This is a genomic window from Haloactinopolyspora sp., from assembly GCF_027324685.1.
Taxonomy (GTDB): domain Bacteria; phylum Actinomycetota; class Actinomycetes; order Jiangellales; family Jiangellaceae; genus Haloactinopolyspora.
In genome coordinates this window covers 64,350-90,430 of sequence record NZ_DAHVSH010000095.1, presented here as the reverse complement: position 1 = coordinate 90,430, position 26,081 = coordinate 64,350, and the positions used below count along the sequence as shown (strand labels likewise).

20 protein-coding genes are annotated in these 26,081 nt (G+C 69.1%); 14 read left to right on the top strand and 6 right to left on the bottom strand.

The features are described from left to right. From miaA to hflX, 3 genes are all read left to right on the top strand, one after another. On the top strand, window positions 1-921 hold the full coding sequence (gene miaA / locus M6444_RS10900; RefSeq protein WP_298326822.1) for a tRNA (adenosine(37)-N6)-dimethylallyltransferase MiaA: 921 nt from the start codon (window positions 1-3) through the stop codon (window positions 919-921). Window positions 922-985: 64 nt separating this feature from the next. Beyond that, window positions 986-1,828: a diaminopimelate epimerase gene (gene dapF / locus M6444_RS10895; protein WP_298326819.1), complete on the top strand. Its 843-nt coding sequence runs from the start codon at window positions 986-988 to the stop codon at window positions 1,826-1,828. Window positions 1,829-2,266: 438 nt separating this feature from the next. Next, complete coding sequence (gene hflX, locus M6444_RS10890; RefSeq protein ID WP_298326816.1) at window positions 2,267-3,754, top strand: GTPase HflX; 1,488 nt, start codon at window positions 2,267-2,269, stop codon at window positions 3,752-3,754. A 76-nt stretch (window positions 3,755-3,830) separates the two neighbouring features. Here hflX and M6444_RS10885 read toward each other — a convergent pair whose 3' ends face one another. Further along, window positions 3,831-5,669 carry a S9 family peptidase gene (locus tag M6444_RS10885; protein WP_298326812.1) on the bottom strand — a complete coding sequence of 613 codons (1,839 nt, stop codon included), beginning with the start codon at window positions 5,667-5,669 and terminating at the stop codon, window positions 3,831-3,833. 144 nt (window positions 5,670-5,813) lie between these two features. Here M6444_RS10885 and M6444_RS10880 point away from each other — a divergent pair, with 144 nt between their 5' ends. Further along, the gene (locus M6444_RS10880) at window positions 5,814-7,826 is read left to right on the top strand and encodes an ATP-dependent DNA helicase (protein WP_298326809.1); all 2,013 of its coding nucleotides are present in this window, start codon (window positions 5,814-5,816) and stop codon (window positions 7,824-7,826) included. Between the two features lie 62 nt (window positions 7,827-7,888). On the opposite strand, the gene lexA is transcribed toward M6444_RS10880, so the two are convergent. Continuing rightward, a complete protein-coding gene (gene lexA, locus M6444_RS10875) occupies window positions 7,889-8,563 on the bottom strand; it encodes a transcriptional repressor LexA (RefSeq protein WP_363326323.1) in 675 nt (224 codons plus the stop codon). Between the two features lie 273 nt (window positions 8,564-8,836). On the opposite strand from lexA, the gene M6444_RS10870 reads away from it, so the two are divergent. From M6444_RS10870 to M6444_RS10860, 3 genes are all read left to right on the top strand, one after another. Next, entirely contained in the window at window positions 8,837-9,298 is a 462-nt protein-coding gene (locus M6444_RS10870; RefSeq protein ID WP_298326803.1) for a LysM peptidoglycan-binding domain-containing protein, read from the top strand. A gap of 345 nt (window positions 9,299-9,643) precedes the next feature. Continuing rightward, window positions 9,644-10,171 carry a transcriptional regulator NrdR gene (gene nrdR / locus M6444_RS10865; protein ID WP_298326800.1) on the top strand — a complete coding sequence of 176 codons (528 nt, stop codon included), beginning with the start codon at window positions 9,644-9,646 and terminating at the stop codon, window positions 10,169-10,171. A 90-nt stretch (window positions 10,172-10,261) separates the two neighbouring features. After that, entirely contained in the window at window positions 10,262-13,117 is a 2,856-nt protein-coding gene (locus tag M6444_RS10860) for a vitamin B12-dependent ribonucleotide reductase (RefSeq protein WP_298326798.1), read from the top strand. Window positions 13,118-13,200: 83 nt separating this feature from the next. Here M6444_RS10860 and M6444_RS10855 read toward each other — a convergent pair whose 3' ends face one another. Further along, window positions 13,201-14,022: a fused MFS/spermidine synthase gene (locus tag M6444_RS10855; protein ID WP_298326795.1), complete on the bottom strand. Its 822-nt coding sequence runs from the start codon at window positions 14,020-14,022 to the stop codon at window positions 13,201-13,203. A gap of 19 nt (window positions 14,023-14,041) precedes the next feature. Between M6444_RS10855 and mgrA the strand changes: the two genes are divergently transcribed. From mgrA to M6444_RS10840, 3 genes are all read left to right on the top strand, one after another. Then, a complete protein-coding gene (mgrA, locus tag M6444_RS10850; protein WP_298326793.1) occupies window positions 14,042-15,103 on the top strand; it encodes an L-glyceraldehyde 3-phosphate reductase in 1,062 nt (353 codons plus the stop codon). Window positions 15,104-15,133: 30 nt separating this feature from the next. Continuing rightward, window positions 15,134-15,886 carry a methyltransferase domain-containing protein gene (locus M6444_RS10845; protein WP_298326790.1) on the top strand — a complete coding sequence of 251 codons (753 nt, stop codon included), beginning with the start codon at window positions 15,134-15,136 and terminating at the stop codon, window positions 15,884-15,886. 110 nt (window positions 15,887-15,996) lie between these two features. Further along, on the top strand, window positions 15,997-16,434 hold the full coding sequence (locus M6444_RS10840) for a DUF3040 domain-containing protein (RefSeq protein ID WP_298326787.1): 438 nt from the start codon (window positions 15,997-15,999) through the stop codon (window positions 16,432-16,434). Window positions 16,435-16,594: 160 nt separating this feature from the next. On the opposite strand, the gene M6444_RS10835 is transcribed toward M6444_RS10840, so the two are convergent. From M6444_RS10835 to M6444_RS10825, 3 genes are read right to left on the bottom strand one after another with little or no spacing between them, the layout of a single operon-like run. Continuing rightward, window positions 16,595-18,946 (bottom strand): DUF3488 and transglutaminase-like domain-containing protein, encoded by a 2,352-nt coding sequence (locus M6444_RS10835; protein ID WP_298326784.1) that lies wholly within the window; start codon window positions 18,944-18,946, stop codon window positions 16,595-16,597. Window positions 18,947-18,995: 49 nt separating this feature from the next. After that, on the bottom strand, window positions 18,996-20,297 hold the full coding sequence (locus tag M6444_RS10830) for a DUF58 domain-containing protein (RefSeq protein WP_298326782.1): 1,302 nt from the start codon (window positions 20,295-20,297) through the stop codon (window positions 18,996-18,998). Window positions 20,298-20,301: 4 nt separating this feature from the next. Next, window positions 20,302-21,285 (bottom strand): MoxR family ATPase, encoded by a 984-nt coding sequence (locus M6444_RS10825; protein ID WP_363326322.1) that lies wholly within the window; start codon window positions 21,283-21,285, stop codon window positions 20,302-20,304. A gap of 465 nt (window positions 21,286-21,750) precedes the next feature. Between M6444_RS10825 and mraZ the strand changes: the two genes are divergently transcribed. The 4 genes from mraZ to M6444_RS10805 all read left to right on the top strand — a co-directional run bounded on the left by mraZ (window position 21,751) and on the right by M6444_RS10805 (window position 26,079). Next, window positions 21,751-22,182 carry a division/cell wall cluster transcriptional repressor MraZ gene (gene mraZ / locus M6444_RS10820; RefSeq protein ID WP_298326776.1) on the top strand — a complete coding sequence of 144 codons (432 nt, stop codon included), beginning with the start codon at window positions 21,751-21,753 and terminating at the stop codon, window positions 22,180-22,182. A 233-nt stretch (window positions 22,183-22,415) separates the two neighbouring features. Beyond that, the gene (rsmH, locus tag M6444_RS10815; RefSeq protein ID WP_298326774.1) at window positions 22,416-23,393 is read left to right on the top strand and encodes a 16S rRNA (cytosine(1402)-N(4))-methyltransferase RsmH; all 978 of its coding nucleotides are present in this window, start codon (window positions 22,416-22,418) and stop codon (window positions 23,391-23,393) included. After that, the gene (locus M6444_RS10810) at window positions 23,390-23,773 is read left to right on the top strand and encodes a hypothetical protein (protein ID WP_298326771.1); all 384 of its coding nucleotides are present in this window, start codon (window positions 23,390-23,392) and stop codon (window positions 23,771-23,773) included. Before rsmH ends, M6444_RS10810 begins: the two co-directional genes overlap by 4 nt. Window positions 23,774-24,195: 422 nt before the next feature. Further along, window positions 24,196-26,079, top strand: coding sequence for a penicillin-binding protein 2 (locus tag M6444_RS10805; RefSeq protein ID WP_298326768.1), 1,884 nt, complete (start codon window positions 24,196-24,198; stop codon window positions 26,077-26,079). The last annotated feature ends 2 nt before the right edge of the window (window positions 26,080-26,081 follow it).

Below are 26,081 nucleotides of genomic sequence, written 5' to 3'. Positions count from 1 at the left end.
GTGCGCCAGAGTGATCAGCCGCCGGTCGTCGCCGTGGTCGGCCCCACGGCGGCCGGCAAGAGCGATCTGGCCGTCGACCTCGCCGTACGCGTCGGCGGTGAGATCATCAACGCCGACTCGATGCAGATCTATCGAGGCATGGACGTCGGTACGGCCAAGCTCCCGGTTGCTGAGCGGCGTGGCGTGCCGCACCACCTGCTCGACCTCTACGACGTCACCCGCCCGGCCACGGTGGCGGAGTTCCAGCGGCTCGCCCGCGCCGCGGTGGCCGATTGCCGGCGCCGCGGGGTGGTCCCGGTCCTGGTCGGGGGAAGCGCGCTGTACGTCCGGGCCATCCTCGACCAGTTCGAGTTCCCGGGGACCGATCCACAAGTGCGTGCCCGGCTGAGCGACGAATTGGCCGAGTACGGTGCACCGGCGATGCACGCGCGGCTGCGTGAGCGCGACCCGGCCGCGGCAGCGGCGATCCTGCCCACCAACGGGCGCCGGGTGGTCCGGGCGCTGGAGGTCATCGAGCTGACCGGCCGACCGTTCACCGCAACGCTGCCGCCGCGGCGTTACGCCTACGACGACGTCGTCCAGATCGGCCTGGACGTGCCTCGTCCGGTGCTCGACGAACGCATCGAGCTGCGGGTCCGGCGGATGTGGGAGCTCGGGCTCGTCGACGAGGTCCGCCGGCTGGAGGCCCAGGGCCTGCGGCAGGGGCCCACGGCCAGTCGCGCCCTCGGCTATGCCCAGGTGCTGGCGTTCCTGGCCGGCGAGTGCAGCGAGCAGGAGGCGCAGGACGAGACCGTGCGAGCTACGCGCCGCTTCGCCCGCCGCCAGCATGCGTGGTTCGGCAAGGACGAGCGCATCACCTGGCTGCCATTCGACGCCGCCGACCTCGTGGAGCAGGCGCTGGCTTACGATCGTCGATCGTGACCGGCGCCGTGCGGCGGGTACGGATCGCAGCCGGGCGATGCGCACGAAGGGAACCAGAACGTCGATGGCAACGAGCATCAGCTTCGTCAAGGGCCACGGCACGCAGAACGATTTCGTGCTGGTACCCGACGCCGACGACGTGCTGCGGGAAACACTCGACGCCGCGACGGTTCGGCGGATGACCGACCGGTACGCGGGAATCGGCGCCGACGGCGTCATCCGGGTCGTGCCGACCGATGCCGTCCCCGACTACGCGCATCTCGCTGATGCGGCCGAGTGGTTCATGGACTACCGCAACGCTGACGGCTCCGTGGCCGAGATGTGCGGCAACGGGGTGCGGGTGATGGCGCGATACCTCTGGGAGTCCGGATACGCCGAAGGCCCGGTGCTCACCATCGCCACTCGCGGCGGAGCACGGACGGTTCATGCGGAGACTGACGAGACGTTCACCGTCGAGATGGGGCATGCGCGCCCAGCGCCGACGCGGCAACTGCCGCTCGTGACCGCCGCGGGGCACACCTGGCCGGCCACCGCGGTGTGGGTGCCCAACCCGCACGCTGTGGTCTTCGTCGACGATCTGGCCGCGCTCGGACTGCTGACCGAGCCGCCGGGGATCCGCCCGGCGACGCTGTTCCCGGAGTCGGCGAACGTCGAGTTCGTCGTCGGCCATGGCGAACGGCACATCGCGATGCGGGTGTGGGAGCGGGGGGTCGGCGAGACTCGATCGTGCGGAACCGGTGTGTGCGCTGCCGCCTGGGCGGCGATGCGCCGCGACGGGGTCGGCGCCGGGTTGCCGTACACCGTGGACGTCCCTGGGGGCCGGCTCGTCGTCACCGAACGCCCGGACGGCGAGATGCTTCTGACCGGGCCGGCTGTCCTGGGCATTCACGGCACCATCGAAGTGTGACGCACATCACAGCATCCTGAGGCGGCTCCGGGACGTCTCCTTCAGTAGGAGGAGGGCGACGTGACGACTCGCGGCTGACGTACTCGAAGTCAGGCGGGCCTAGCGTTGTGAATGTGGCCAGGCTGGGTAGCCGACCCACATGGCACGTGCTGATGAGAGGCGGTGTGTCATGAGCGTGACACAGATCCAAAGACGTGAGGCCGTGCTCCAGGAGGTCGCCCGCCGAAGCGAGCGCCGCGCATCCGGGCGAGCCGAGCGGCGTGCGGCCACGTTGCGAGCGGCGGCCAAGTTGCGGTGGGCTGCGTCGACGGGAGCGAGCTACGGTCGGTCGTAGGACGTCGACCGACGAAAAACCGGGGTGACCTCGAAGTCCGAACATGGGATCGTGGATTCACAAGCCCACCCGAGTAGCGGGTCACGCCCGGTGAAAGCAGGAGAATGACCACCAGCCCACGCCGTACCTCTACAGACGACACCACCACATACGACACCTCGACATACGATCCGTTCGCCGATTTCGGCGAGCGCCTCCCGGACGTGGAGGCCGGCGCCGACGTGGAGACGACCGGTGATCTCGAGCTCGACGAGCGCCGCTCCCTGCGCCGGGTCGCGGGGCTGTCCACCGAGCTCGAAGACGTCACCGAGGTCGAGTACCGACGGCTGCGACTCGAGCGGGTGGTGCTGGTCGGGGTGTGGCCCGGTGGCGACAGTACCGAAGCTGACAACTCCCTCGCCGAGCTCGCTGCGCTGGCCGAGACCGCTGGTTCACAGGTCCTCGAGGGCCTGGTGCAGCGCCGGCAGCGTCCGGACCCGGCGACGTTCATCGGCTCCGGCAAGGTCGACGAGCTCCGCGACATCGTTCTGAGCACCGGCGCCGACACCGTCGTGTGCGACGGCGAGCTGTCCGCGTCGCAGCTGCGCAACCTCGAAGACCGCATCGGTGTCAAGGTCGTCGACCGCACCATGGTGATTCTCGACATCTTCGCTCAGCACGCCAAGAGCCGCGAGGGCAAGGCTCAAGTCGAGCTCGCCCAGCTCGAGTACCTCTCGCAGCGGCTCCGAGGCTGGGGTAGCAGCCTGTCCCGGCAGGCCGGCGGCCGCGCCGGTGGGGCGGGCGGCGGCGTCGGGACCCGTGGTCCGGGTGAGACGAAGCTCGAGACCGACCGCCGCCGGATCCGTACCCGGATGGCTCGGTTGCGGCGCGAGCTCGCCGCCATGCGCACGGCCCGCGACACCAAGCGCGCCGAGCGGCGGCGCAACGCGGTGCCGGCGGTTTCCATCGTGGGCTACACCAACGCCGGCAAGTCTTCGCTGCTCAACCGGCTCACCGACGCCGGCGTGCTGGTCGAGGACGCGCTGTTCGCCACTCTCGACCCGACGGTGCGGCGGACCCAGACATCCGACGGGCGCATCTACACCCTCGCCGACACCGTCGGCTTCGTGCGGCACCTGCCGCACGAGCTCGTCGAGGCCTTCCGGTCCACCCTGGAGGAGGTCGCCGACGCCGACTTGTTGGTCCACGTCGTCGACGGATCCCATCCCGACCCCGAAGGCCAGCTCAGCGCGGTACGTGACGTCCTGTCCGAAATCGGCGCCGGCGACGTTCCCGAGATCGTCGCCGTCAACAAGGCCGACGCCGCCGACCCGCTGGCCACCGCCCGGCTGCTGCGCAGCGAGCCGCATGCCGTCGTGGTGTCGGCGCGAACCGGCGAGGGCATCGACAAGCTGCGGACGCTCATCGAGAACGAGCTGCCGCGCCCGGCCGTCGAGATCGACGCGCTCGTGCCCTACGACCACGGCGAGTTGGTGTCCCGGGTCCACACGACCGGCGAGGTCATCTCCGTCGACCACGTCGCCGAAGGCACTCGGGTGCGTGCTCGCGTCCCCGAGAACCTCGCCGCGGCCCTCGAGGCCTACACCGTGTAAATGATCATGTTCACTTGGCGATTCCCTGCTGCACCACCCATGCACGCCTGGTGATGCAGCAGGTCGCCTCGTGGTGTCACGACGAGCGCCCGCCCAGGTGCTCAGCCAGGAACGCCTCGGCGGCGGCATAGAACCGTTCCCGGTTCTCCGGTTTCGCCAACCCGTGGCCCTCGTCCTCGAACAACAGGTACTCGTGGTCGAGCCCCTTGTCCTTCAGCGCGTTCACGATCTGCTCGGCCTCGGCCACCTTCACCCTGGGGTCGTTCTTTCCTTGCGCCACCAGCACCGGAATCCGGATCTGATCGGCCTTCGACAGCGGCGAACGCTCCCACAGCATGTCGGCCTCGGTATCGGGATTGCCCACCCGGGTGTGCATGAAGGCGATCTGCGGCTTCCAGTACTCCGGCACCGAGGCCAGCAGCGTCAACAGATTCGACGGGCCCACGAGGTCGACGGCGCAACGGAAGACGTCCGGGGTGAACGCAGCACCGGCCAAGGCTGCGTAACCGCCGTAGGAGCCGCCGTAGATGCCGACGCGATCGCGGTCGACGGCCCCGGACTCGACGAGGTGGTCGATGGCGTCGAGCAGGTCGGTGTGCATCGCTCGACCCCACTGCTTGTTACCGGCGTTGCCGAACGCCTTGCCGTACCCGGTGGAACCGCGGAAGTTGACCTGCACGCACACGTAGCCGCGGTTGGCGAACCACTGCGCTTCGGGGTCGTAGCCCCAGGTGTCGCGCGCCCACGGCCCGCCGTGGACGTTGAGGACCGCCGGTAGACCAGATCGCGGCACCTCCGGCGGGAACGTCAGGTAGCCGTGCACGGTCAAGCCGTCGCGAGCGGTGAACGAGAACGGCTCCATCTCGGCGAGGCGGTACTCCTCGAGTTCGGGGCGATGGGAGAACAGGTACGTCAGCTCCCGGGAGTCCCGGTCGAAGACGTAGTAACGGACCGGCCCATCGGAGAGCACGTCGGAGACGAGCCAGGTGCGATCGTCGCGTACCGCGCGCGACACGCCGACCTCGCCGTGCAGACGGGAGCGCAGGTGGTCGATCTCGGCGCCCAGCTCCTGGTCGAGGTACACCCACTCCTTGCGCTGCTTGACGAAGGTGACCGCTTGGGGCTCCAGGGTGTCCGGATGCATGGCCACGCCGCTGACGTCGTAGTCGGGGTCCTCGGCCAGCACCGTTTCGGCGCCGGAGGCGAGGTCGACGCGGATGAGGCGGGCGGCGTTCGCGTCGACGCTGGACAGGATGAACGCGGCCGATCCGTCCCGGCTGAAGCCGACGACGTCGGTGGCGGCGACGTCTTCGGCACTGATATCGAACCACGGCTCGTCGGTGCCGTCGTCACGACGCCGGTAGACCACCGCCCCGCCGTCCTCGGTCATGGTCAGCCCGCCGCGGATCTGGAGGTGGGAGTCGACCAGCCAGCCGGCGTAGCCGGGGTTCGTCTCCACCTTCTCCAGCGCTCGGGTGGTCAGGTCCACCCGGTAGACGTCGTGCAGCGCGGGGTCGTCGGCGTTGAGCCCGATGAGCATCGTCGTGGGGTTCCATCGGTTGTGCTCCAACACCCCGGCCGTGACCCCGGTCTGTGGCGTGAGCAGCGTCGACTCGCCGGACTCGAGGTCCAGTGCGTAGAGGCGCCAGTCCTCGTCACCATCGGTGTCCTGCAGGTACACGAGAGTGCGGTCGTCATGACAGAACATGAAGATGCGGATGCCGCGCCCGCGGTCATGGGTGACTGGCCGCGCCGCCGACGGATCATCGGCCGGGCCGACCCAGACGTTGAGCACGCCGTCGTCCGGAGCCACGAAGCCGAGCCGCGTGCCGTCCGGTGACAGGCTGGGTGAGATGCGCTCCGGGTTGCCGAACAAGACGTCCCGGGGAATCAGAGGCACCGCGTCGTAGGTCATACGGCCGATTCCATCATGGCCACGCGGTGATAACGGCCGCGCCCTCGGGCGTCCACGTGCCCGCGCGCGCCGCGCGTCGAGGGCAACCGTGCCGCACTCCGGCGTGGACGATGTGCGCGATCGACAACGTGTAACGTCTCATCGGTGACCCAGGCCGACCCCAACGTCGTGAAACTGCTGGCCGCGGCTGTCGCCTCGGTCGGGGGAGCCGAGCGACCCGGACAGGTGGCGATGGCCGAAGCCGTCCGCCACGCCATCGACAGCGGCGAGCATTTGCTCGTCCAGGCTGGCACCGGCACCGGTAAGTCGCTGGCCTATCTCGTGCCCGCGCTGTTGCACGCACACGAGACCGACGAACCGGTCATCGTGGCCACCGCGACGCTGGCCCTGCAGGCCCAGTTGGTCGATCGCGACCTGCCTGCTCTGGTCGATGCCGCCGGCGGCCTGCTGAGCCGGCCCCCGCGGTGGGCCACTCTCAAAGGGCGAGCGAACTACGCCTGCCTGCATCGCGTTCGCGATGGCGCGCCCGACGACCAAGGCGCGCTCGTCTCGGTGGAGCAGGCTGCGACCGGTCCACTCGGGCAGGAGGTCCTGCGGGCCCGCGAGTGGGCCGAGGAACAGGCGTCGTCCGGCGGTACCGGCGATCGGGACCGGCTGGACCCGGGCGTGAGTGATCGGGCGTGGGCGCAGATCTCGGTCAGTTCGCGTGAATGCCTGGGCGCCAGCCGTTGCCCGTACGGCCAGGAATGCTTCGCCGAACTGGCCCGGGCTCGCGCCGGTGAAGCCGATGTGGTGGTGACCAACCACGCATTGCTGGCCATCGATGCCCTCGAAGGCGTGCCGGTGTTGCCCGAGCATGATGTCGTCGTCGTGGACGAAGGTCACGAGCTGGCCGCCCGGGTGACGAGTGTGGCCACTGCAGACCTGTGGCCCGGGGTGATCGATCGCGCCGCGACCCGGGTGCGCTCGCACGTCGACGACGGCGACGCCGAGGAGTTGCGCACCGCGGGGGAGCGGCTCCGCACCACCCTGGCCGATGCTCCGCTGGGCCGGCTGGACGAGCTGCCAGAGCCACTGCGGATGGCGCTGGTGGACGTCCGCGATGCCGCCCGAGCCGTGCAGTCGGGGTTTGCCGCAACCGCCCGCGACGAGCGAAGTGCCGACGCCGAGTCGGCCCGGCGTGCGGCGAAGGCGATGGTCGACGAGATCTTCGCGACGGCCGAGCGAGTGTCGGCAGGTGGCGAGTTCGATGTCGTGTGGACCGAGGACCGCGACCGGGGCGGCCGCGTGCTGCGGGTCGCCCCACTGTCGGTGGCAGGCGTCCTGCGCGAGCGGTTGTTCGGGACGTCGACGGTGGTCGCGACGTCGGCGACGTTGGAGCTCGGTGGCACGTTCGACGCTGCCGCCGGGTCGTTCGGGCTGCTCGGCGAGGGTGCGCCGGCGTGGTCGGCCCTCGACGTGGGATCGCCGTTCGACTACGGGCGGCAGGCGATTCTCTATGTTGCGCGCGACCTTCCCACCCCGGGTCGCGATGGTCTGCGGCCTGAAGCCGTGGACGCCTTGGTCGAGCTGATATCCGCGGCCGGCGGGCGCAGCCTCGGGTTGTTCTCGTCGCGACGTGCTGCGATCGAGGCCGCCGAGGCGGTGCGCGCGAAGCTGCCCGACATTCCTGTGCTGTGCCAGGGCGAGGACGTCGTGGCCAGTCTGCTGCGGCGTTTCGCCGCGGACGAGCGCACGTGCTTGTTCGGCACGTTGTCGCTATGGCAGGGCGTGGACGTGCCGGGCGGCTCGTGTCAACTGGTCGTGATCGACCGGCTGCCGTTCCCGCGCCCCGACGAGCCACTGAGTTCAGCGCGTCAACGGGCCGTGGAGCGTTCCGGGGGCAACGGTTTCATGACCGTCGCGGCGAACCACGCGGCGCTGCTTCTGGCTCAGGGCGCAGGCCGCCTGATTCGTCGGTCTAGTGATCGTGGCGTGGTGGCAGTGCTCGACCCCCGGCTGGTGACAGCTCGCTATTCGAGCTATCTGCGAGCGTCGTTGCCGCCGATGTGGTTCACCACGGACCGCGCGGTGGTCACCGGTGCATTGCGTCGGCTCGCTGCGAGCGCTGCCTCGGACGACACGCGCGGTGACACCGGCGATGCGGCGGAAGGCTGACCAGCGGGCTCGTCACCACGTCGCGACAAGCCCTGCCTCCCGCCCAGAGGCCGCGACATGGCTCAGATTCGGCGCATCACGGCGACCACGCGTCCGAGGATGACGGCGTCGTCACCTGGAATCGGCTCGTACGCGTCGTTGTGCGGCAGGAGCCACACGTGTCCGTCGCGCTGCTTGTAGGTCTTGACGGTGGCCTCGCTCTCGATCATCGCGGCCACGATCTCGCCGTTCTCGGCGACCTGTTGCTGGCGCACCACGACCCAGTCGCCGTCGCAGATGGCGGCATCGATCATCGAATCGCCGGTGACGCGCAGCATGAACAGCGTTCCTTCGCCGACGAGCTCACGGGGCAGGGGGAACACGTCTTCGACGGCCTGCTCAGCCAGAACCGGACCACCGGCGGCGATTCGGCCGACCATCGGCACGTAGGACGGGATGGGCTTGCCGTCCTGCTCGGACTCGGGTGGCCGGGTGGAATCACCCGGAGCTGAGCCAGGCGGGAGCACTTCCAGCGCCCGCGGACGGTGTGGATCGCGGCGGATGTAGCCCTTCGCTTCGAGCACCCCGAGCTGATGCGCAACGCTTGACGGACTGGACAATCCGGCCGCCTGGCCGATCTCGCGCATGCTGGGCGGATACCCACGGTGGCCCACGGCGTCCCGGATGACTTCGAGTACCTTGCGCTGCCGCACCGTCAGGTCGGCCGGATGCACGTGGGTCTCGGGAAAGCTGTGCACCGAGGCTCCCTCGGACCCTGCCTCCCTGTCCTTGTCACCTTGCGTGGCCACCGCGCCACCTCCACATCGTCGTCTTCATGAAGTTTGAACCCGACCGCGCACTTAGTTCGAAAACGCTCTGCACCGTCGAGTAATGGCGCCAAGCGTAACCGCTTTCAGCGACACGATCAAACATCTGTTCGAAGATGTCTCGACTTTGTCAGTGCCGGGGTGTAGAAATTCGTACAGCCGTTCCATCGAACGGTTGTACGGACGATATCGGGAGGGTCAGACATGGCGACCACGACGGATGTATCGACGCTCGAGGCGCGCACGCGGGTCGTGATCGAGTCCCTGCCGGTCGATCTCGCCGAAGTCGATGGGCCGGCCGTGCGTCGGGTGCGTGTGGCACGTCCGGTGCCGATGGCCTGCCGCGGTTCGGCGGCGCCGAGTGTGCGCGGCGGGCGGTTGACGCGCCGAGGGCGTCTCGTGATGTCGGCGGCGTGGGTGGCCCTCGTGATCGTCGGCGTGCTCGGCGTCGTGCGCCCCTGGGCCGGAGCGGAGGGTCCTGGTGAGATTTCCGATCAGGCCACGGTGCGCATCGTTCCGGGGGACACGTTGTGGGACGTGGCCGGGCGGGTCGCGCCGGAGGCGGACCGCCGCGAGGTGGTGACCGCCATCGTCGAGCTGAACGATCTGAGCTCCGCTGGTGACATCCGGCCCGGTGACCGGCTGCGGCTGCCCAGCGAGCGCTGATCACGGCTCGGCCGGCGTCGCGCCGCGATCGTGGTGGCAGGTCGCGACTGTGGCGACATGGTTCGGGCGGTGGTGAAACCGGCCACCATGATCACGCCGCGCTGCAGGATCCGGGCGCCGAGCCCGGAGCGGCGCGCCCGGCCGTCTCGGCGGGTTGCCGAGTGACCTGCAGGGATGAAGTGCACTTTGGCGGGTGTCGCGAACGTGGTTGAAAACGTGGTGGCTGGGACGTACTGTTACCCCTATATCTAGTAGTTACACAGCTGTAAGTCGTCCACAGATTGTGGTTGAGGGTGCACAGGTTGTCCCCATCTCTTCCACAGGGCGTGAAAGGGGGAGTTGAGCGTGCACTGCCCGTTCTGCCGCCACGCCGACAGTCGCGTGGTCGACAGCCGAACCGCCGACGAGGGCACGGTCATCCGTCGGCGCCGGCAGTGCCTGGCCTGCGAGCGTCGCTTCACGACGGTCGAACAGCTGACGTTGGCCGTGGTGAAGCGTTCCGGGGCGACCGAGCCGTTCAGCCGCGAGAAGGTCATCGCGGGTGTGCGTCGCGCCTGCCAGGGACGCGGAGTCAGCGAAGATGCCTTGGCTCGGCTGGCGCAACGCGTCGAGGAGCAGTTCCGCGCCTCGGGCAGTGCCGAGATCCCCAGCCACGAGGTCGGGCTGGCGATTCTGCCGCCGCTGCGCGACTTGGACGAAGTCGCTTACCTCAGGTTCGCCAGCGTGTACCGCGACTTCGAGAGCCTCGCGGATTTCGAAGCCGAGATCGCGGCGTTGCGAGCAGATCGTGGCGGCCAGACCGACGTCCAGCACGGTGCTGAGCCGGACGACGACGCCCGGCCGGACTCGACGCTGACGGTGGCAGAACAGTAACCGGACCCACGGTCGGCGGGCAGGTTCCTCGACGGCACAACACATTTGACACCCGGTTCGGCCGGGCGGGGGAAAGATGAGGGAGTATTCATGACTGAGACGGTGAGCGGTCCGGCCCGCGGAGGCTCTGGCGGCAAAAGCGCCGGGCGATCCAAGGCCAAGGCGGCCACACGGGGACTCACCATCAACCGGATCTACACCACGCCCGGCGTGCATCCGTACGACGAGGTGACGTGGGAACGCCGCGACGTCGTCCAGCAGAACTGGCGTACGGGTGAGACGGTCTTCGAACAGAAGGGCGTGGAGTTTCCGGAGTTCTGGTCGCTCAACGCGTCCACGATCGTGACGACGAAGTACTTCCGCGGTGCAGTCGGCACCGACGCCCGCGAGTGGAGCTTGCGCCAACTGATCGACCGTGTCGTCAAGGCCTATCGCGACACCGGTGAGCGTGAAGGCTACTTCGCCGGGCCTGCCGACGCCGAGATCTTCGAGCACGAGCTGACCTGGATGTTGCTCCACCAGGTGTTCAGCTTCAACTCGCCGGTGTGGTTCAACGTCGGGACGAATGCTCCGCAGCAGGTCTCGGCATGTTTCATCCTGTCCGTCGACGACTCGATGGACTCCATCCTCAACTGGTACCGCGAAGAGGGGATGATCTTCAAAGGCGGCTCCGGTGCCGGCCTCAACCTCTCCCGCATCCGTTCCAGCAAGGAGCTGCTGTCCTCCGGAGGTACCGCCTCGGGCCCGGTGAGCTTCATGCGTGGAGCCGACGCATCAGCCGGGACGATCAAGTCCGGTGGCGCGACGCGGCGGGCGGCCAAGATGGTGGTGCTCGACGTCGATCACCCTGACATCGAAGAGTTCATCCAGACGAAAGCTCGTGAAGAGGACAAGATCCGTGCGCTGCGCGACGCCGGGTTCGACATGGACCTCGGTGGAAGCGACATCGTGTCGGTGCAGTACCAGAACGCCAACAACTCCGTGCGGGTCTCCGACGAGTTCATGCGAGCGGTCGAAGCCGGCGACGAGTTCGGCCTGCGCGCGCGGTTGACCGGCGAAGTCATCGACACCGTCGATGGGCGCAAGCTGTTCAGGAGCATCGCCCAGGCGGCCTGGGAGTGCGCTGACCCGGGCATCCAGTACGACGACACCATCAACGACTGGCACACCAATCCCGAGACCGGCCGCATCACCGCGTCCAATCCGTGCTCGGAGTACATGAGCCTGGACAACTCCAGCTGCAACCTCGCCAGCCTCAACCTGCTCAAGTTCGTCCGTGACGACGGCAGCTTCGACGGCGAGACCTTCGCCAAGGCCGTCGAGCTGATCATCACCGCGATGGACATCTCCATCTGCTTCGCGGACTTCCCGACCGAAGCCATCACGGAGGTCACGCGCGCCTACCGGCAGCTGGGCATCGGCTACGCCAACCTGGGTGCTCTGCTCATGGCCTCGGGCTTGGCCTATGACTCCGAAGGCGGCCGAGCCTTGGCTGCGGCGATCACCTCGTTGATGACCGGTGCTGCGTACAAGCGCTCGGCCGAGCTGGCCGGGGTGGTCGGGCCGTACGAAGGCTTTGCTCGTAATGCCGAGGCGCACGCCAGGGTCATGCGCAAGCACGCCGCGGCCAACGATGCACTACGCACGGTGCACTCGCTCGACGAAGACGTGCGCAAGCTGGCCACCCAGGTCTGGGCCGAGGGCAACAAGATCGGCGAGAAGAACGGCTGGCGAAACGCGCAAGCCTCGCTGCTGGCTCCCACCGGCACGATCGGCTTCATGATGGACTGCGACACGACCGGCATCGAGCCCGATTTCTCGCTGGTCAAGTTCAAGAAGCTCGTCGGCGGTGGATCGATGCAGATCGTGAACCTGACGGTGCCCCGAGCGTTGGAGAAGCTCGGCTACACCGGCGAGACCATCGAAGCGATCGTCGAGCACATCGCCGAGCATGGCAACGTCGTCGACGCGCCCGGGCTCAAGCAGGAGCACTACGCCGTGTTCGACTGCGCCGCCGGCCAGCCGCGTGCCATCGAGCCGATGGGGCACGTGCGGATGATGGCCGCCGTCCAGCCGTTCCTGTCCGGTGCGATCTCCAAGACCGTCAACATGCCGGAGTCCGCGACGGTCGAGGACATCGAGAACGTCTACATGCAGGGCTGGAAGCTCGGTCTGAAGGCGTTGGCCGTCTACCGCGACAACTGCAAGGTCGGGCAACCGTTGTCGCACGGTTCGTCGAAGGCTACCGAGAAGTCTGGGTCCGACGAGGTCGTCGTCGAGTACCGGCCGGTGCGCAAGCGCCTGCCCAAGTCGCGGCCGAGCACCACCACGTCGTTCACCGTCGGCGGCGCCGAAGGCTACATGACTGCCGGCTCGTACCCTGACAACGGCCTCGGCGAGGTCTTCCTGAAACTGGGCAAGCAGGGCTCCACCCTGGCCGGCATCATGGACGCCTTTTCCATTGCCGTGTCCATCGCGTTGCAGTACGGCGTGCCGTTGGAGACCTACGTCGAGAAGTTCACCAACATGCGTTTCGAGCCGTCCGGCATGACCGACGACCCCGACATCCGGATGGCGCAAAGCGTGGTCGACTACATCTTCCGTCGGCTCGCGCTGGACCACCTGCCGTTCGAGTCGCGGTCGGCGCTGGGCATCTACACGGTGGCTGAACGGACGCAGCAGATCGAGACCGGCGAGTACGCACCGGTCGATGACGTCGACGTGAACGATCTTCGGCAGACGCCTCAGCCGCAGGAGCGCTCCGAAGCTCCGAAGGCAGCGGAGAAGCCGGCACCGGCTGACGCGCACACGTCCGCGGAACTGCTCGAAGCGATCCAGGGCACCAGCACGGACGCTCCGCTGTGCTTCACGTGTGGCACGAAGATGCGCCCGGCCGGCAGTTGTTACGTCTGCGAAGGCTGTGGCTCCACCAGCGGCTGCAGCTGAGGTGAGCACCGAGAAACGCTGACGGCGATGCTCGGCGACAGGGCCGGGAGGCGAAGCGAGAGCCAGCCTCCCGGCCCTGTTCGTCAGAGGCGAGGAGCGACGCCGGAGATGAGGTCGGCGACCTTTCCCGGGGGAACATAGCGCGCACGAACAGCGCCACCGGCCAGTTTGCGCACGAGGTGGTCCTCGGGCAGCGGCTGCTGCGAGGCCACGAGCACCACGTTCCCGTAACGACGGCCCCGCAACTGCGCCGGCTCGGCGATCAATGCGACGTGCTCGAACACCTCCGACGCCGCGGCGGCTTCGACACGCGACTCCCGGACGTCTGCGGTGTCGGCCACGTTGCCAACGTAGGTGCCACCGTCGTTGAGGACCCGGTCCACCTCCCGGTGGAACGTCACCGTCGTCTGGTGCCTGGGCACCTGCTCGCCGTCGAAAGCGTCCCGAACCACGACGTCGGCGCCTCCCGGGGGCATCACCCCCAGGCCCTCCAGCCCGTCGGCGGTGCGTATGCGCAGACCCGGCACCGCCCGCAGCCCGAACGCCTGCCGCATGAGAGTCACGAGGGCAGCGTCGACTTCGAACACCGTCTGCCGCGAACCTGGCCGAGTCGCCGCGAGGTAACGCGCCAGCGTACAGCCGGCCCCGCCGAGGTGTACCGCGTCAACCGGCTGGCCCGGCTGGCCGAGCGCGTCGAGCACGCAGCCGGTCCATTGCATGTACTCGTAATCCAGGCGGGTAGGGTCGTCGAGGTGGATGTACGAGCTCGGCGCGCCGTTGACCAGCACCGACCACCCGCCCGGGTCGTCGCGGTCGGGTATCAGTTCGGCGGTGCCGGAATCGACGTCGTGGCGCCCGGCGAACAACTCCGGACGGGGACGGGCGTGAGCGCGAGAGCGGGACACAACCGGTAGGTTCGCACGTATGGCTGAGCGTCCCGCTAAGAACCTTCATGTCAATGCGCCGTTCCGGGCTGACGAGAGCCGGTATGACACGATGCCGTACCGGCGCAGCGGCCGTACCGGGATGCATCTTCCTGCCATCTCACTCGGGCTCTGGCAGAACTTCGGTGACGAAACCGCGCTGGCCGCACAGCGTGAAATCATCCGGACGGCATTCGAGCGCGGTGTCACTCACTTCGATCTGGCGAACAACTACGGCCCGCCTCCAGGGGCGACGGAGAAGAACTTCGGCCGCATCTTCGCCGAAGACCTGCGGCCATACCGCAACGAACTGATCATCTCCACCAAAGCCGGCTACGACATGTGGCCCGGGCCCTACGGCGAATGGGGCTCTCGCAAGTATCTGTTGGCCAGCCTGGACGATTCACTAGAGCGGCTCGGGTTGGATTACGTCGACATCTTCTACTCGCACCGCTTCGACCCGGACACTCCACTGGAAGAGACCATGGGCGCGCTGGATGCGGCGGTGCGCTCCGGACGGGCCCTGTACGCCGGCATCTCGTCGTATTCCGCGCACCGAACCGCGCAGGCGGTGCAGATCATGCGAGAGCTGGGTACCCCGCTGGCCATCCATCAGCCGTCGTACTCGATGCTCAACCGGTGGATCGAACCCGACCTGCTCGACACGGTCGCCGAGCACGGGCTCGGTGTCATCGCGTTCTCGCCGCTGGCCCAAGGCCTGTTGACGAACAAGTACCTGGCAGGTGTGCCCGAGGATTCCCGGGCCGCCCGCGCGGGGTCGTTCTCGCCCTCGCTGATCACCGATGACGTGATCGCCCGGGTCCGGGCGCTGAACGACATCGCCGCTGCGCGGGGTCAGACGCTGGCGCAGATGGCCCTGTCGTGGGCCTTGCGCGACGAGCGGATCACCTCGGTGCTCGTCGGTGCCCGCACGCCGGCACAGTTGCTGGACAGTCTCGGCGCGATCGAGCACCTGGAGTTCAGCGCGGACGAGCTGGCGCAGATCGACAACTACGCCGTGGACGCGGGCGTGAACATCTGGGCACGGTCGAGCGAAGCGTGAACGAGACGACGAGTGGGCGGAGTGGTCAGCGTGGCTGATCGGGTGCGCCGGCATCCCCGGACCGAGGCGATCTGGACGCAGCTCAACACCGCGATGGCCAGGTTGTGCGAGGTGTCCGGGCGCAGCCGACTCGACGTAGTCGATCTGGGCGGCGGCAGCGGCACCTTCGCCGTCCCGCTCGCCGAGCTCGGCCATCGGGTCACGGTCGTGGACCCGAGCCCGAACGCGCTGGCCACCTTGCATCGGCGTGCCTCAGATGCCGGTGTGGACGCCGAGGTGGCCGGTGTGCAGGGCGACGCCGCCGGGTTGCTGAGCGTCGTCGGTGCGAACAGCGCCGACCTCGTGCTGTGTCACGGCGTCTTGGAAGTGATCGACGAACCTGACTCGGCGATGGCCGGTGTCGCGGCCTGCCTGCGCCCGGCCGGGGTCTGCAGCGTCGTGGCAGCCCAGCGCTACGCTGCGGTGTTCGCCAAGGCACAGGCGGGCCACCTCGCTGATGCACGCAGGCTCCTCGACGATCCGGACGGGCGGTGGGGGCCGTCGGACCCGCTGCCGCGCCGCTTCGACGAGCCCGGGCTCATCTCGATGCTGACCTCGTCGGGGCTGCAGGTGGTGGAGGTTCATGGTGTTCGAGTCTTCACCGACGGCGTCGCCGGGAGTGTGGGCGACGACCCCGCCGACGTGGCGGCGCTGGCCGAGCTCGAGATCGCTGCCGCGCGGCATCCGGCGTTCCGCGCGGTGGCTGCTGCGCTGCACGTCATAGCGCGGCGGAATCCTGCTTGACCGTCCCGCGATGCGCGCTACGCCGGTCGGCTTTCGTCCTTGGCTTGGTCCGCATATGCTGGTCTGTACAGCAGGTGCCCATGTAGTTCCGCGTTCATTGGAGGGGAACGGTGCCACTCTCCGATCATGAGCAGCGGCTGCTCGAACAAATGGAGCAGGCGCTCCTCGCCGAGGATCCGAAGTTCGCCACGGCGATGCGTGGTGCGGACCTTCGGCGGCGGTACCGGCGCCGTGCCGTCGTGGCCGGCCTTGTGTTCGTCGTCGGCGTGGTCATGCTCATGACCGGCGCCGTCACGCAGGTGATCCCGCTCGGAGTGGCTGGGTTCGTCGTCATGCTCGGTTCGTCGTGGTACGCCGTGACCTCCTGGAGGCGGGTCCCACTGACCGACCCCGCTGGTGCGGTGCCTGACGTGCCGGACATCAGCCCCGGATCTGCACGCCGGCAACGTCGTCCCAAGGCGACCAAACGGCCTAAGAACAGCGGAACGTTCATGGAGCGCATGGAGCAGCGTTGGCGTGATCGGCGGGAGCGCGGCTTCGGCCAGTGAACCGCTGAACAATCTTGCGCGGGCCAGCACGCTGGCCCGCGTTTTGCTGTGTCGGGCGGGCTTTCGTTCGGCGGTGGCCGATGGCGTGGGCTTCTGGTCCCCATGTGTGCCCGTGATGTGGGCCCGAGCCGACCATGTTCTGCTGCTCGGTCAGCACACGTCAGGTTCGCGATCGCGCCCCGCCTGGCAGCACGCGATTCAGTGCCGTCCGTAGGCGTTCACCGCTGGCATCGGCCCAGTCGTATCCGTCGGCGACGGCCTTGCTCGCGGCAGCCGCAGCATCTCGCAGCCGTGACGGCACCAGGAAGGCTCGCACTCGCGTCGACAGCGACATGGAGCGAGCGAACCCGCGACGTACCACCGCGGCATCCGACCGCAGGTCTGGCATCGCCAGCGCCTGGGGAGCGTAGCGGGCGCGTTCGGTCGCCGTCACGATGTCGGCGAGCGCCGCTCGGGTGTCGTCGTCGAGGTCAGCTTCGTCAGCCAGGCGTCGCGCACTCGATCGCGGCGTGTCGGCCGCATTCCACCGCAGTCCGGCGTCGCGTACCGCTTCGCGGAACTCCGCCCACGCGGCCTCGGCTGCAGCTGCCGGGTCCGGGGCCTCGCCTTCGGTCTGCCGCCACCGCCAAGCGCGGACCACCTTGGAGTGCAGCCACGGAGTGCTGACGAAGGCGACCATCAGGACCAGGCCGAGCACGGCCAGCGACCACGGGGACGACGGCCCGTCACCCGACGACCCGCCGCCACCGGCGACATCGTCGTCGGGCGTGACACCGGGTTGCGACGCAGAAGGCCGCGGCGTCGGCGACGCAGACGAGATGGACGTGTCGGTGGGCGCGTCGTCGGCCGGGATGAAGGTCCAATCCGGTGCCCGGCCGGTACGCGATGGGGGAGTGGGCTCGAAGCGCACCCAGCCGATGCCGTCGAAGTACAGCTCGGGCCAGGCGTGAGAGTCGTGAGCACGGACGAGGTAGGTGGCATCACCCTGGTAGTCACCGCCGGTGAAGCCGACGGCGACGCGAGCGGGGATGCCCAGAGCTCGAGCCATGATCGCCATCGATGCGGCGAACTGCTCGCAGTATCCGCGTCGGTCGGTCAGGAAGTCCGCGAGCGCCGTCGACGAGTGTCCCGGCTGGGACTCGATGTCGTAGATGAAACCGCCGTCGGATCGGAACCAGCTCTGCAGGGCTGCCGCCCGGGCGAAGTCGTTGCTGGCGTCCTGGGTGACCTCAGCGGCCAGGTCGGTGACGATGCCGGGCAAGTCGCCGGGCAGCTGCAGCAGCGGATCGAGCTCGTCACCGGGTTTGCCGGCCGAACGCAGCGCCTCCACGCTCGGCGCGATGTTCAACCCGGTGACCTGGTAGGTCATCGAGCGAACATCGTCCTCGGGTGACACCACGTCCAGCGTTTCGGCGTGGTATCGCCAGTCGCCTTCGATCTCGATCGCACGCGGCGGGTACGGCAGGGGGAGCCAGCGCGAGCTGTAGTTGTCGGTGACGTCGATGGTGTAGTCGACCGTCGAGGGGTCGGCCACGTCGAGTCCTTGCGGCCACGGTAGGCCGCTGTTGACGGAGTCGGGGACCGGGCGCTCGGAGGTCTTCCACTCCTGGCCGTCGAAGATGTCCAGCGCCACTGTCCGGATGTACTGCGGCTCGTCGACGGACGAGGTGTACGTGAGGACATCGACGTTCTCGGGGCGTTGCAGGTTCTGCTGGAGGTCGACGATGGGGTTGTCGGTGCGGATGGTCTGTCCGCCGCCTCCGCTGCCGCCCCGGCCGCTGTCGAGCACGCCCTCGCTGAGGACGGGTACCACCCCGGGCACGAGAATGGCCGCAGTGAGGGCGACCGCGCTGACGCGACGTCCGTTGCGGGCCAGCGAATCGGTCTCCGGAATGCCCGAATGCGCCGCGGACGGGCTCGCCGCCCGGCCCCACGCCATGATCCGGCTGCGGCCCTCGGAGATCAACAGGGCGAGGAACGCCGCTGCCGGCGGCACGAACCACCACCACGCCAGACCTCCCGGGGTCACCGAGGCCGCGACGGCATAGCACGTCGCCAGGGGAAACCCGGTCAACGCGATCCGCCGCAGCCCCACGGCCACGACGTCCACCAGGAGCGCGACGAGCCCGGCACCGCCGACGAGCATCAGCGAGATGCCGCGCGGAACCGGGATGGGCTGCACGTAGGACGTGATGGCGTCCAGGCCCTCACCGAACACATCGACCAGGCGCGTGGCCCACGCCGTCGTGGGGATGAACCCCAGCAGGGCGACGTCACCGGCGAACAGCACGCCCAGCCAGAGCACCAGCACCGCGAGCTGCGCCACCGGAACGACGACCGCCGGAATGCCGAGCCGGCGCATCAGGAACCCGCTGGCGGCGACCGCGGCCACGGCGACAGCCGCCGGAACGAGCCAGCTGTCGTCGATCGTGATCGCCATCAACGGCAGCACCGAGGCGAGGGCCGCACCTGCAGCGATGATCACCGTCCGGGTGGAGGAGCGCGGTGTCATCGTCGTCCTCCCTCGGGCTCGTGCTCGCGTCCGGCTCGTACGGTCTCGGTCACGCCACACCCGCCTCCGGCTGGCTCGCTGCTGCTGATGGCCGCTGCAGGCCGAGGTGCTCCCACAAGGCCGCCAGGTGATCGCCGCGACGGGCGGTGATGACGTTCCAGCCGGCGCTGTTCAAGATCTGCGCGTGGTTGTGCAGCCGGGCCTGCTCGCTCTCGCGCGCGGCCATCGACGTCCACGACATGGTGTCGAGCATGACGGCCAGCGCGGCGGTCGAGCCGTGGCGGAGACTGGCCACCAGCCGGGCCTCCTGCTCGTCGAGCCGGCCGATGACGGCGATCAGCAGCCCGGTGGCGGAGTTGGCACCGGCGAGCAGATCGGGCCAGCTGCCGACGGAGGCCTCGCGTTTCGGTGCGACGACAGCCAGCGCTTCGAGCAGCGACGCGGTGGCATCACCTGCACCGCTGGCCGGGTCGTGCCACGCCGTGGAGACCGCTGCGCCGTGATCGGTGGCCAGGCGGACGGCGTAACCCCGATCGGACAGGTGGACGCCGATCGAGGCCGCGGCGGTCACGGCCCATTCCAACGAGGAGTCGACACCTTCGCCGGCGTGCCCGGCGGTTCGGTTGTCGAGCAGGACGGTCGCCCGGCTCTGCCAGGGCTGTTCCTCGCGGCGGACCATCAGTTCGCCGTGATGGGCGGTGGCGCGCCAGTGCACACGGCGCATGTCGTCGCCGGTGCGATAAGCGCGGATGGTGGCGTCCTCCTCGCCGGCGCTGGCGATGGCCCGGGGCCGGCTCTCGCCACTGCCGCTCCATTCCCCGACCAGCCGGACCGGCGGCAGCCGGTGGACGGCGGGGGTGACCACCAGGTGGCCGACCTCGCTGAACGGACGGTGGATCTCGACCATGCCGAACGGATCGGTGACCCGGACGGTGAGCGGGCCGATGCTGTACCGGCCGCGCACGACCGGGCGCACGGTGTAAGTGACGTCGCGCCGGAACAGCGACCACACGTGATCGAGGACGAACCGCGGCCGGGTGCCCAGGGTGAACGGGATGCTGTCCTCGACGAGCAGGACCCCGGTGGCGATGCGGGCTCGATTGGAGATCTCCAGGTGCACGGTGGCCGTTTCGTCCACGGCGATGCGCGCCGGCTCGACTCGCCGCGACGCTTTGAGACGGACCCGGCTGCGCAGCGCGATCACCAGGCTGATCAACGGGACGAGCAGGAGCAGGATGCCGGCGCGGAGCAGATCACGCTCGCCCGCGAGCACCGCGGCCAGAGCCGTCCCAACGCCGATGGCGACGAAGGTCCAACCCCGCCGGGTCAGTCCGGACAGTGCGTCGCCCACGCGACTACCTACCTTGGCTCGGTTCCGGCTGGGGCACCTGCTGGACGAGGTCGGCGACGACCTCCGCCGCGCCGCGCCGCCCGATCTGCGCCTCGGCCGTGGGCAGGATGCGGTGCGCCAGGACGGGCACGGCGAGAGCCTGGAGGTCGTCGGGCAGCACGTACTCGCGGCCGTCGAGACTGGCCCAAGCCTTGGCCGCGCGCACGAGGTGCAGGGTCGCGCGCGGGGACGCGCCCAGGCGCAACTCCGGTGAGGTACGGGTCGCGGCGGTGAGGGCGACGGCGTACTGCTTGATCGGTTCGGCGACGTAGACGTGCCGGACCAGGCGGACCAGCTTGTGCACGTGAGCGGCGTCGGTGACGGGCTCGAGCGGGTCGAGACCGAGGTTGGAGCCGTGGGTGTCGATCATGTCGATCTCGTCGCTGGGCGACGGGTACCCCATGGACAGGCGCATCATGAACCGGTCGCGCTGCGCCTCGGGCAGCGGATAGGTGCCTTCCATCTCGATGGGGTTCTGGGTGGCGACCACCATGAACGGGGGCTCGAGGTGGTACGTGGTGCCGTCGACGGTGACCTGGTGCTCCTCCATGCATTCCAGGAGCGCCGACTGGGTCTTCGGGGACGCGCGGTTGATCTCGTCACCGACGACGATGTTGGCGAAGATCCCGCCGGGCTTGAACTCGAACTCGCGGCTTTCCTGATTGAACACCGACACGCCCGTGACATCGCTGGGCATGAGGTCCGGCGTGAACTGGATGCGCCGGACCGAGCAGTCGATGGCCCGCGCGATGGACTTGGCCAGCATCGTCTTGCCGACGCCCGGGACGTCTTCGATGAGGATGTGGCCCTCGGCGAGTAGGGCGGTGAGGGCGAGGCGAGTGACCTCGGGCTTGCCTTCGATGACCGAGCCGATGGCGGCCTGCACCTGCTCGGCGGTCTCGACGAGATCGGTCAGGGCGAGTTCGGCCGGGTGGTCTGCTCCCGGTATGGCCCGGTGCCGGTGGATCAACGGTTCAGGCACGTTTCCTCCCAATGTCCCGATCTCGCCGGCGAGGTTACCCGGCTGATCGCTGAGCCCCCCGACGTGCCCTGAGTCTCGTCAGTATGACGCGAGCCAGAGGGTCAGGTTCCAGCCGACCTTCGTGAGCTGTTGCACAGAAGCCTATGTCGGCCTCGGTGGCCGCGCATCTGCCTGCCGGCCCGGATCTCGGGGGCGGGTGGGGCGTTGTGGAGCTGGATTTCGAGCTGCGAGAGCGGCCGCCGACCTCGTCTCGTCCTCGGTCTTCGAGTGTGTTCGAGCGCGCTCAGGTGGGGCGAGTGGGGCGCGTCAGGGTGCGATTGTGGTTGCAGGTGGGGGAAAGTGGCGTATGGTGGTGCCCAATGGAGTACAGCGGCCTGATCGATTCGTCCGCGAAGACGCGGCCTGGGGAGTCGGCCGGCGGGGAGGTGGGCCATGTTCCTTGGCACCCACACCCCTCGCCTGGACGACAAGGGCCGGTTATTTCTCCCTGCGAAGTTCCGGGACGATCTGGCGGAGGGCGTGGTGATCACACGAGGACAGGAACGCTGCCTCTACGTGTGGCCGCGCGCGGAGTTCGTGCGGTTCACCGAGCAGTTGCGCGCGGCGCCGTTCACCCACAAGGGCACCCGTGATTTCGCTCGCATGCTCGCGGCGGGAGCCAGCGACGAGGTTCCCGACAAGCAGGGCCGCATCACCATCCCGCCCGGGTTGCGGACCTACGCCGGCCTGGAGCGTGAGTGCACCGTCGTGGGTGCGATGACCCGCGTGGAGATCTGGTCCGAACAGGCCTGGGAGGACTACCAGGCCGAGAAGGAGCCGATGTTCGCCGACATCTCCGAGGAGGTGTTGCCAGGGATCTTCTGACCGCCGCAGGTCAGCGACCAACGGACGTACGGCGAGGTCTCCGGCCGCTCACGCCCGGTTGGCGCCACTTCCCCGGCGCCAAGCGGTACGGAGCTGGCAAGCCCGAGCGGGCGGAGACCTGGCCGTACGAACGGCACACGGGACAGGAGACGAGGGCGGCCGATGCCACAGACGGGGTACGTGACATTGGCCGGGGTCCTGTCGCCACGACTGCACGAGACACGGGGGTGTCGATGACCGAGAAGGGGCCGGTGCAGCCGCACGGGGCGTCGCACGTCCCGGTGCTGCTCGAGCGCGTCGTCGGTCTGCTCACGCCGAGCCTGGAGGCCGAAGGCAGGGTCGTCGTCGACGCGACTCTGGGCCTCGGCGGGCATGCGGAGGCGATCCTCGAGCGCAGCCCGAAGGCCAGGTTGATCGGTATCGACCGCGACGCGGCGGCGCTGGCGATGGCTGAACAGCGGCTGCGCCGGTTCGGTGAGCGCTTCACCGCGGTGCACGCCGTCTACGACCGCATCGCTGACGTGCTGGCCGACTTGGGGATCGACCGGGTCCATGGGGTCCTGCTCGACCTCGGTGTGTCGTCCCTGCAACTCGATCAGGCCGAGCGGGGATTCGCCTACGCCAAGGACGCGCCGCTGGACATGCGGATGGACCAGTCGAGCGGTCCGACGGCTGCGGACGTGCTGAACACCTACGACGCCGCGGAGCTCACCAGGATCCTGCGCACCTACGGCGAGGAGCGCTTCGCCTCCAGGATCGCTGCTGCCATCGTGCGCGAGCGGGCCAAAGAGCCTTTCGTCACCAGCGCGCGCTTGGTCGGCCTCGTTCGCGACGCCGTCCCTGCACCGGCGCGCCGCAGCGGAGGCCACCCGGCGAAGCGGACGTTCCAGGCTCTGCGTATCGAGGTCAACGGCGAGCTCGCGACACTGGAACGAGCCCTGCCGGCGGTTCTGGCGGTCCTGGCGGTGGGTGGGCGAGCCGTCGTGCTGTCGTACCACTCACTCGAGGACCGGATGGTCAAGCGGGTCTTCGCCGCCGGTGCCGCCAGCACCGCGCCGCCCGGGTTGCCCGTGGAGTTGCCCGAGCACCGTCCCAGGTTGAAGCTGCTCACCCGTTCCGAAGCGCCGACCGAGGACGAGATCGCGGCCAATCCGCGGGCGGCGTCGGCTCGCCTGCGTGCTGTCGAACGAATCCGGGAGGCTGCCGCATGAGTGCCGATCGCGCCTTCGTTCCTGCTGGCCGCCGGACGATCCCGGCGACGCGCCGCCCGACCCTGCGCAGCGTGCCCGGGGGAGTCACCCGGATGCCGCGTGCGCCGTTCGTGGTGCTGGTCCTGTCCGTGCTGGGCGTGGGGCTGATCGGGCTTCTCCTGCTGAACACGGCCATCCAACAGGGTTCGTTCGCGCTGGACGAGCTCGAGGCCGAGACCGCGGAACTGCGCGACCGGCAGACCACGCTCGCCGACGACGTCGCCCGGCGCGCCGCGCCGGACTCGTTGGCCGAAGCCGCACGCCGACTGGGCATGGTCCCGGCCGAGAATCCGATCTTCGTCGAACTGCCGCCGGCCCAACCGGCTGGTGGACGCCCATGACCGACGAGCGGTCCGGCGCGCGGCGCGGCGGCCGTACGCCGGAGGGTCGAGGCCGTCCCCGTTCCGCCGCCTCTGAAGCGTCCGGGGCGCGCTCGCGTGGCGGGACGAGCACGCCCCGGTCGGCGCGGAGCGCGGGTGGCACGACCACGCCGAGGCCACGTCCCAGTTCGTCGCGCGCGACCCCGAAGTCGCGCGCGACGCCGAAGTCGCGCCCCGCGCCGAAAAGCGCACCCAAAGCCGCACCCAAAGCCGCGCCGAAGGCGTCGTCCACGAGCAAGCGGACCACACCGAGCGGCGGACGCGGGACATCGCAGCGACGACGTGCCACGCCAGCGGCCCGGCGTGCGGCACCGGAGAATCGGCGTACGGTCCCCACGGACGCGCGGACACCGAACCCGAGAACGGCGACACGCGCTCGTGCCATGCCGACGTCGAAGCCCAGCGTGCGGCGCCGACCCCGGGAGGAGGCCGGCGCGAAGGCCGGGGCCGGCCGCAAACCCCGGGCCCGGGCCGCGAAGCCGAATCCACCCCGGGCGCCGAAGCCGCGGCCCAAGCCGGCCCCGAAACCCAAGGTGCCCAAGCCCCCGCGGCCGGTCCGGCTGGCCGATCCGCGCAAGCGCCTGCGCGTCAGCCTGATCGGCGTGTGCGTGGTGCTGTCGTTGTTCGGCGGGCGGCTGGTCCAGCTGCAGGGCTTGGACGCCTCGACGTATGCGGCCACAGCCAGCGAGATCGGCCGCGACCGGTTCTCGATCAAGGCCGAGCGCGGCGAGATCCTCGACCGCAACGGCGCGGTGCTCGCGAACACTGCCGAGGCCTACGACATCGCCGTCGACCAGACCCAGGTCACCAACCCGGCCGCGTACGCGCTCCAGCTCGAGGAGCACCTCGACATCGATGCCGGCACCCTGCAGCAGAAGCTCACCGGCGACGACCGGTTCGTGTACCTGGCCAAGGCCGTGCCCGGTGCCACGTGGCGTGACATCAAAGCGCTGGGTCTGGCCGGGCTGTACGCGCACGACGCGGCCGCTCGTGACTATCCGGCCGGTGGGGTGGCCGGGAACATCGTCGGTGTCCTCGGTGCGGACGGCGTCGGGCTGACCGGCCTGGAGCAGTCGATGAACGACCTGCTCGCCGGTGAGGACGGACAGGCCTCTTATCAGTACAGCCCAGCCGGGCAGCGCATCCCCACCAGCGCCGAAGACAGCGTGCAACAGCCCGTCCCCGGTACCGGCCTGCGCCTGACCGTCGATCGTGACCTGCAGTGGTTCACCCAGCAGGCGCTGGCCGAAGCCGTCGATCACGCCGGTGCCGCGGGGGGAGCAGCGGTGGTCATGGACGTCGACACCCAGGAAGTGCTGGCGATGGCCGGGACGCCGGATTTCGACCCGAGCGAACCGGGCCGTACCGATGCCGAGGACCGCGGCAACAAGGCCGTCGAGGACTCCTACGAACCCGGCTCGGTGTTCAAACCGCTCACCCTGGCGGCGGTGGTGGAGGAAGGGCTGGCCGACGCTTCCACGGTGTACTCCGTGCCGGACCACATCAGGCGCAGCGGCGAGACGATTCACGACTACTACAGCCACGGCGAGGACCAGATGACTCTCGCCGGCATCATGGCGAAGTCGAGCAACGTCGGCACGGTCCTGGCTGCCCAAGATCTCGACAAGTCCACGTTCCGCAGCTACCTGGAGAAGTTCGGTCTCGGCACGCCGCCGGGGATCGGCCTGCCCGCAGCCACCGGAGGCATCCTGCCGAAGGAGTGGGCCGACCTCACCCGCGACAACATCGCGTTCGGTCAGGGCGTCTCGGTCAGCGCCCTCCAGATGGCCTCGGCCTACGCCACGATCGCCAACGGCGGCGTGCGTGTGGAGCCCAGCATGGTGGCGGCCACCATCGGTCCCGACGGTGAGGAGACCCCCGCCGAGCCGGGCAAGACGACCCGCGTCATCAGCGAGGAGACCGCGGCTGAGATCACGATGATGATGGAAGCCGTGATGGGCGACGACGGCACCGGCGAGCCCGCCCGGGTGGAGGGCTACCGGGTGGCCGGCAAGACCGGTACCGCGCAGCGAGTCGATCCCGATTGCGGGTGCTACGCGAAGTACAACTCGTCGTTCATGGGTTTCGCGCCGGCCGACGACCCGCAATACGTCGTGGTCGTCTCCCTGTTCGCCCCGACCAACGGAAACTCCGGCGGTGGCCTGGCCGGTCCGGCCTTCGCGGACATCATGCGATTCGCGCTCGAACAGGGTGGCGTGGCACCGTCGGGTACCGAGCCCCCGCAGGTACCACTCTTCGCCGAGTGACC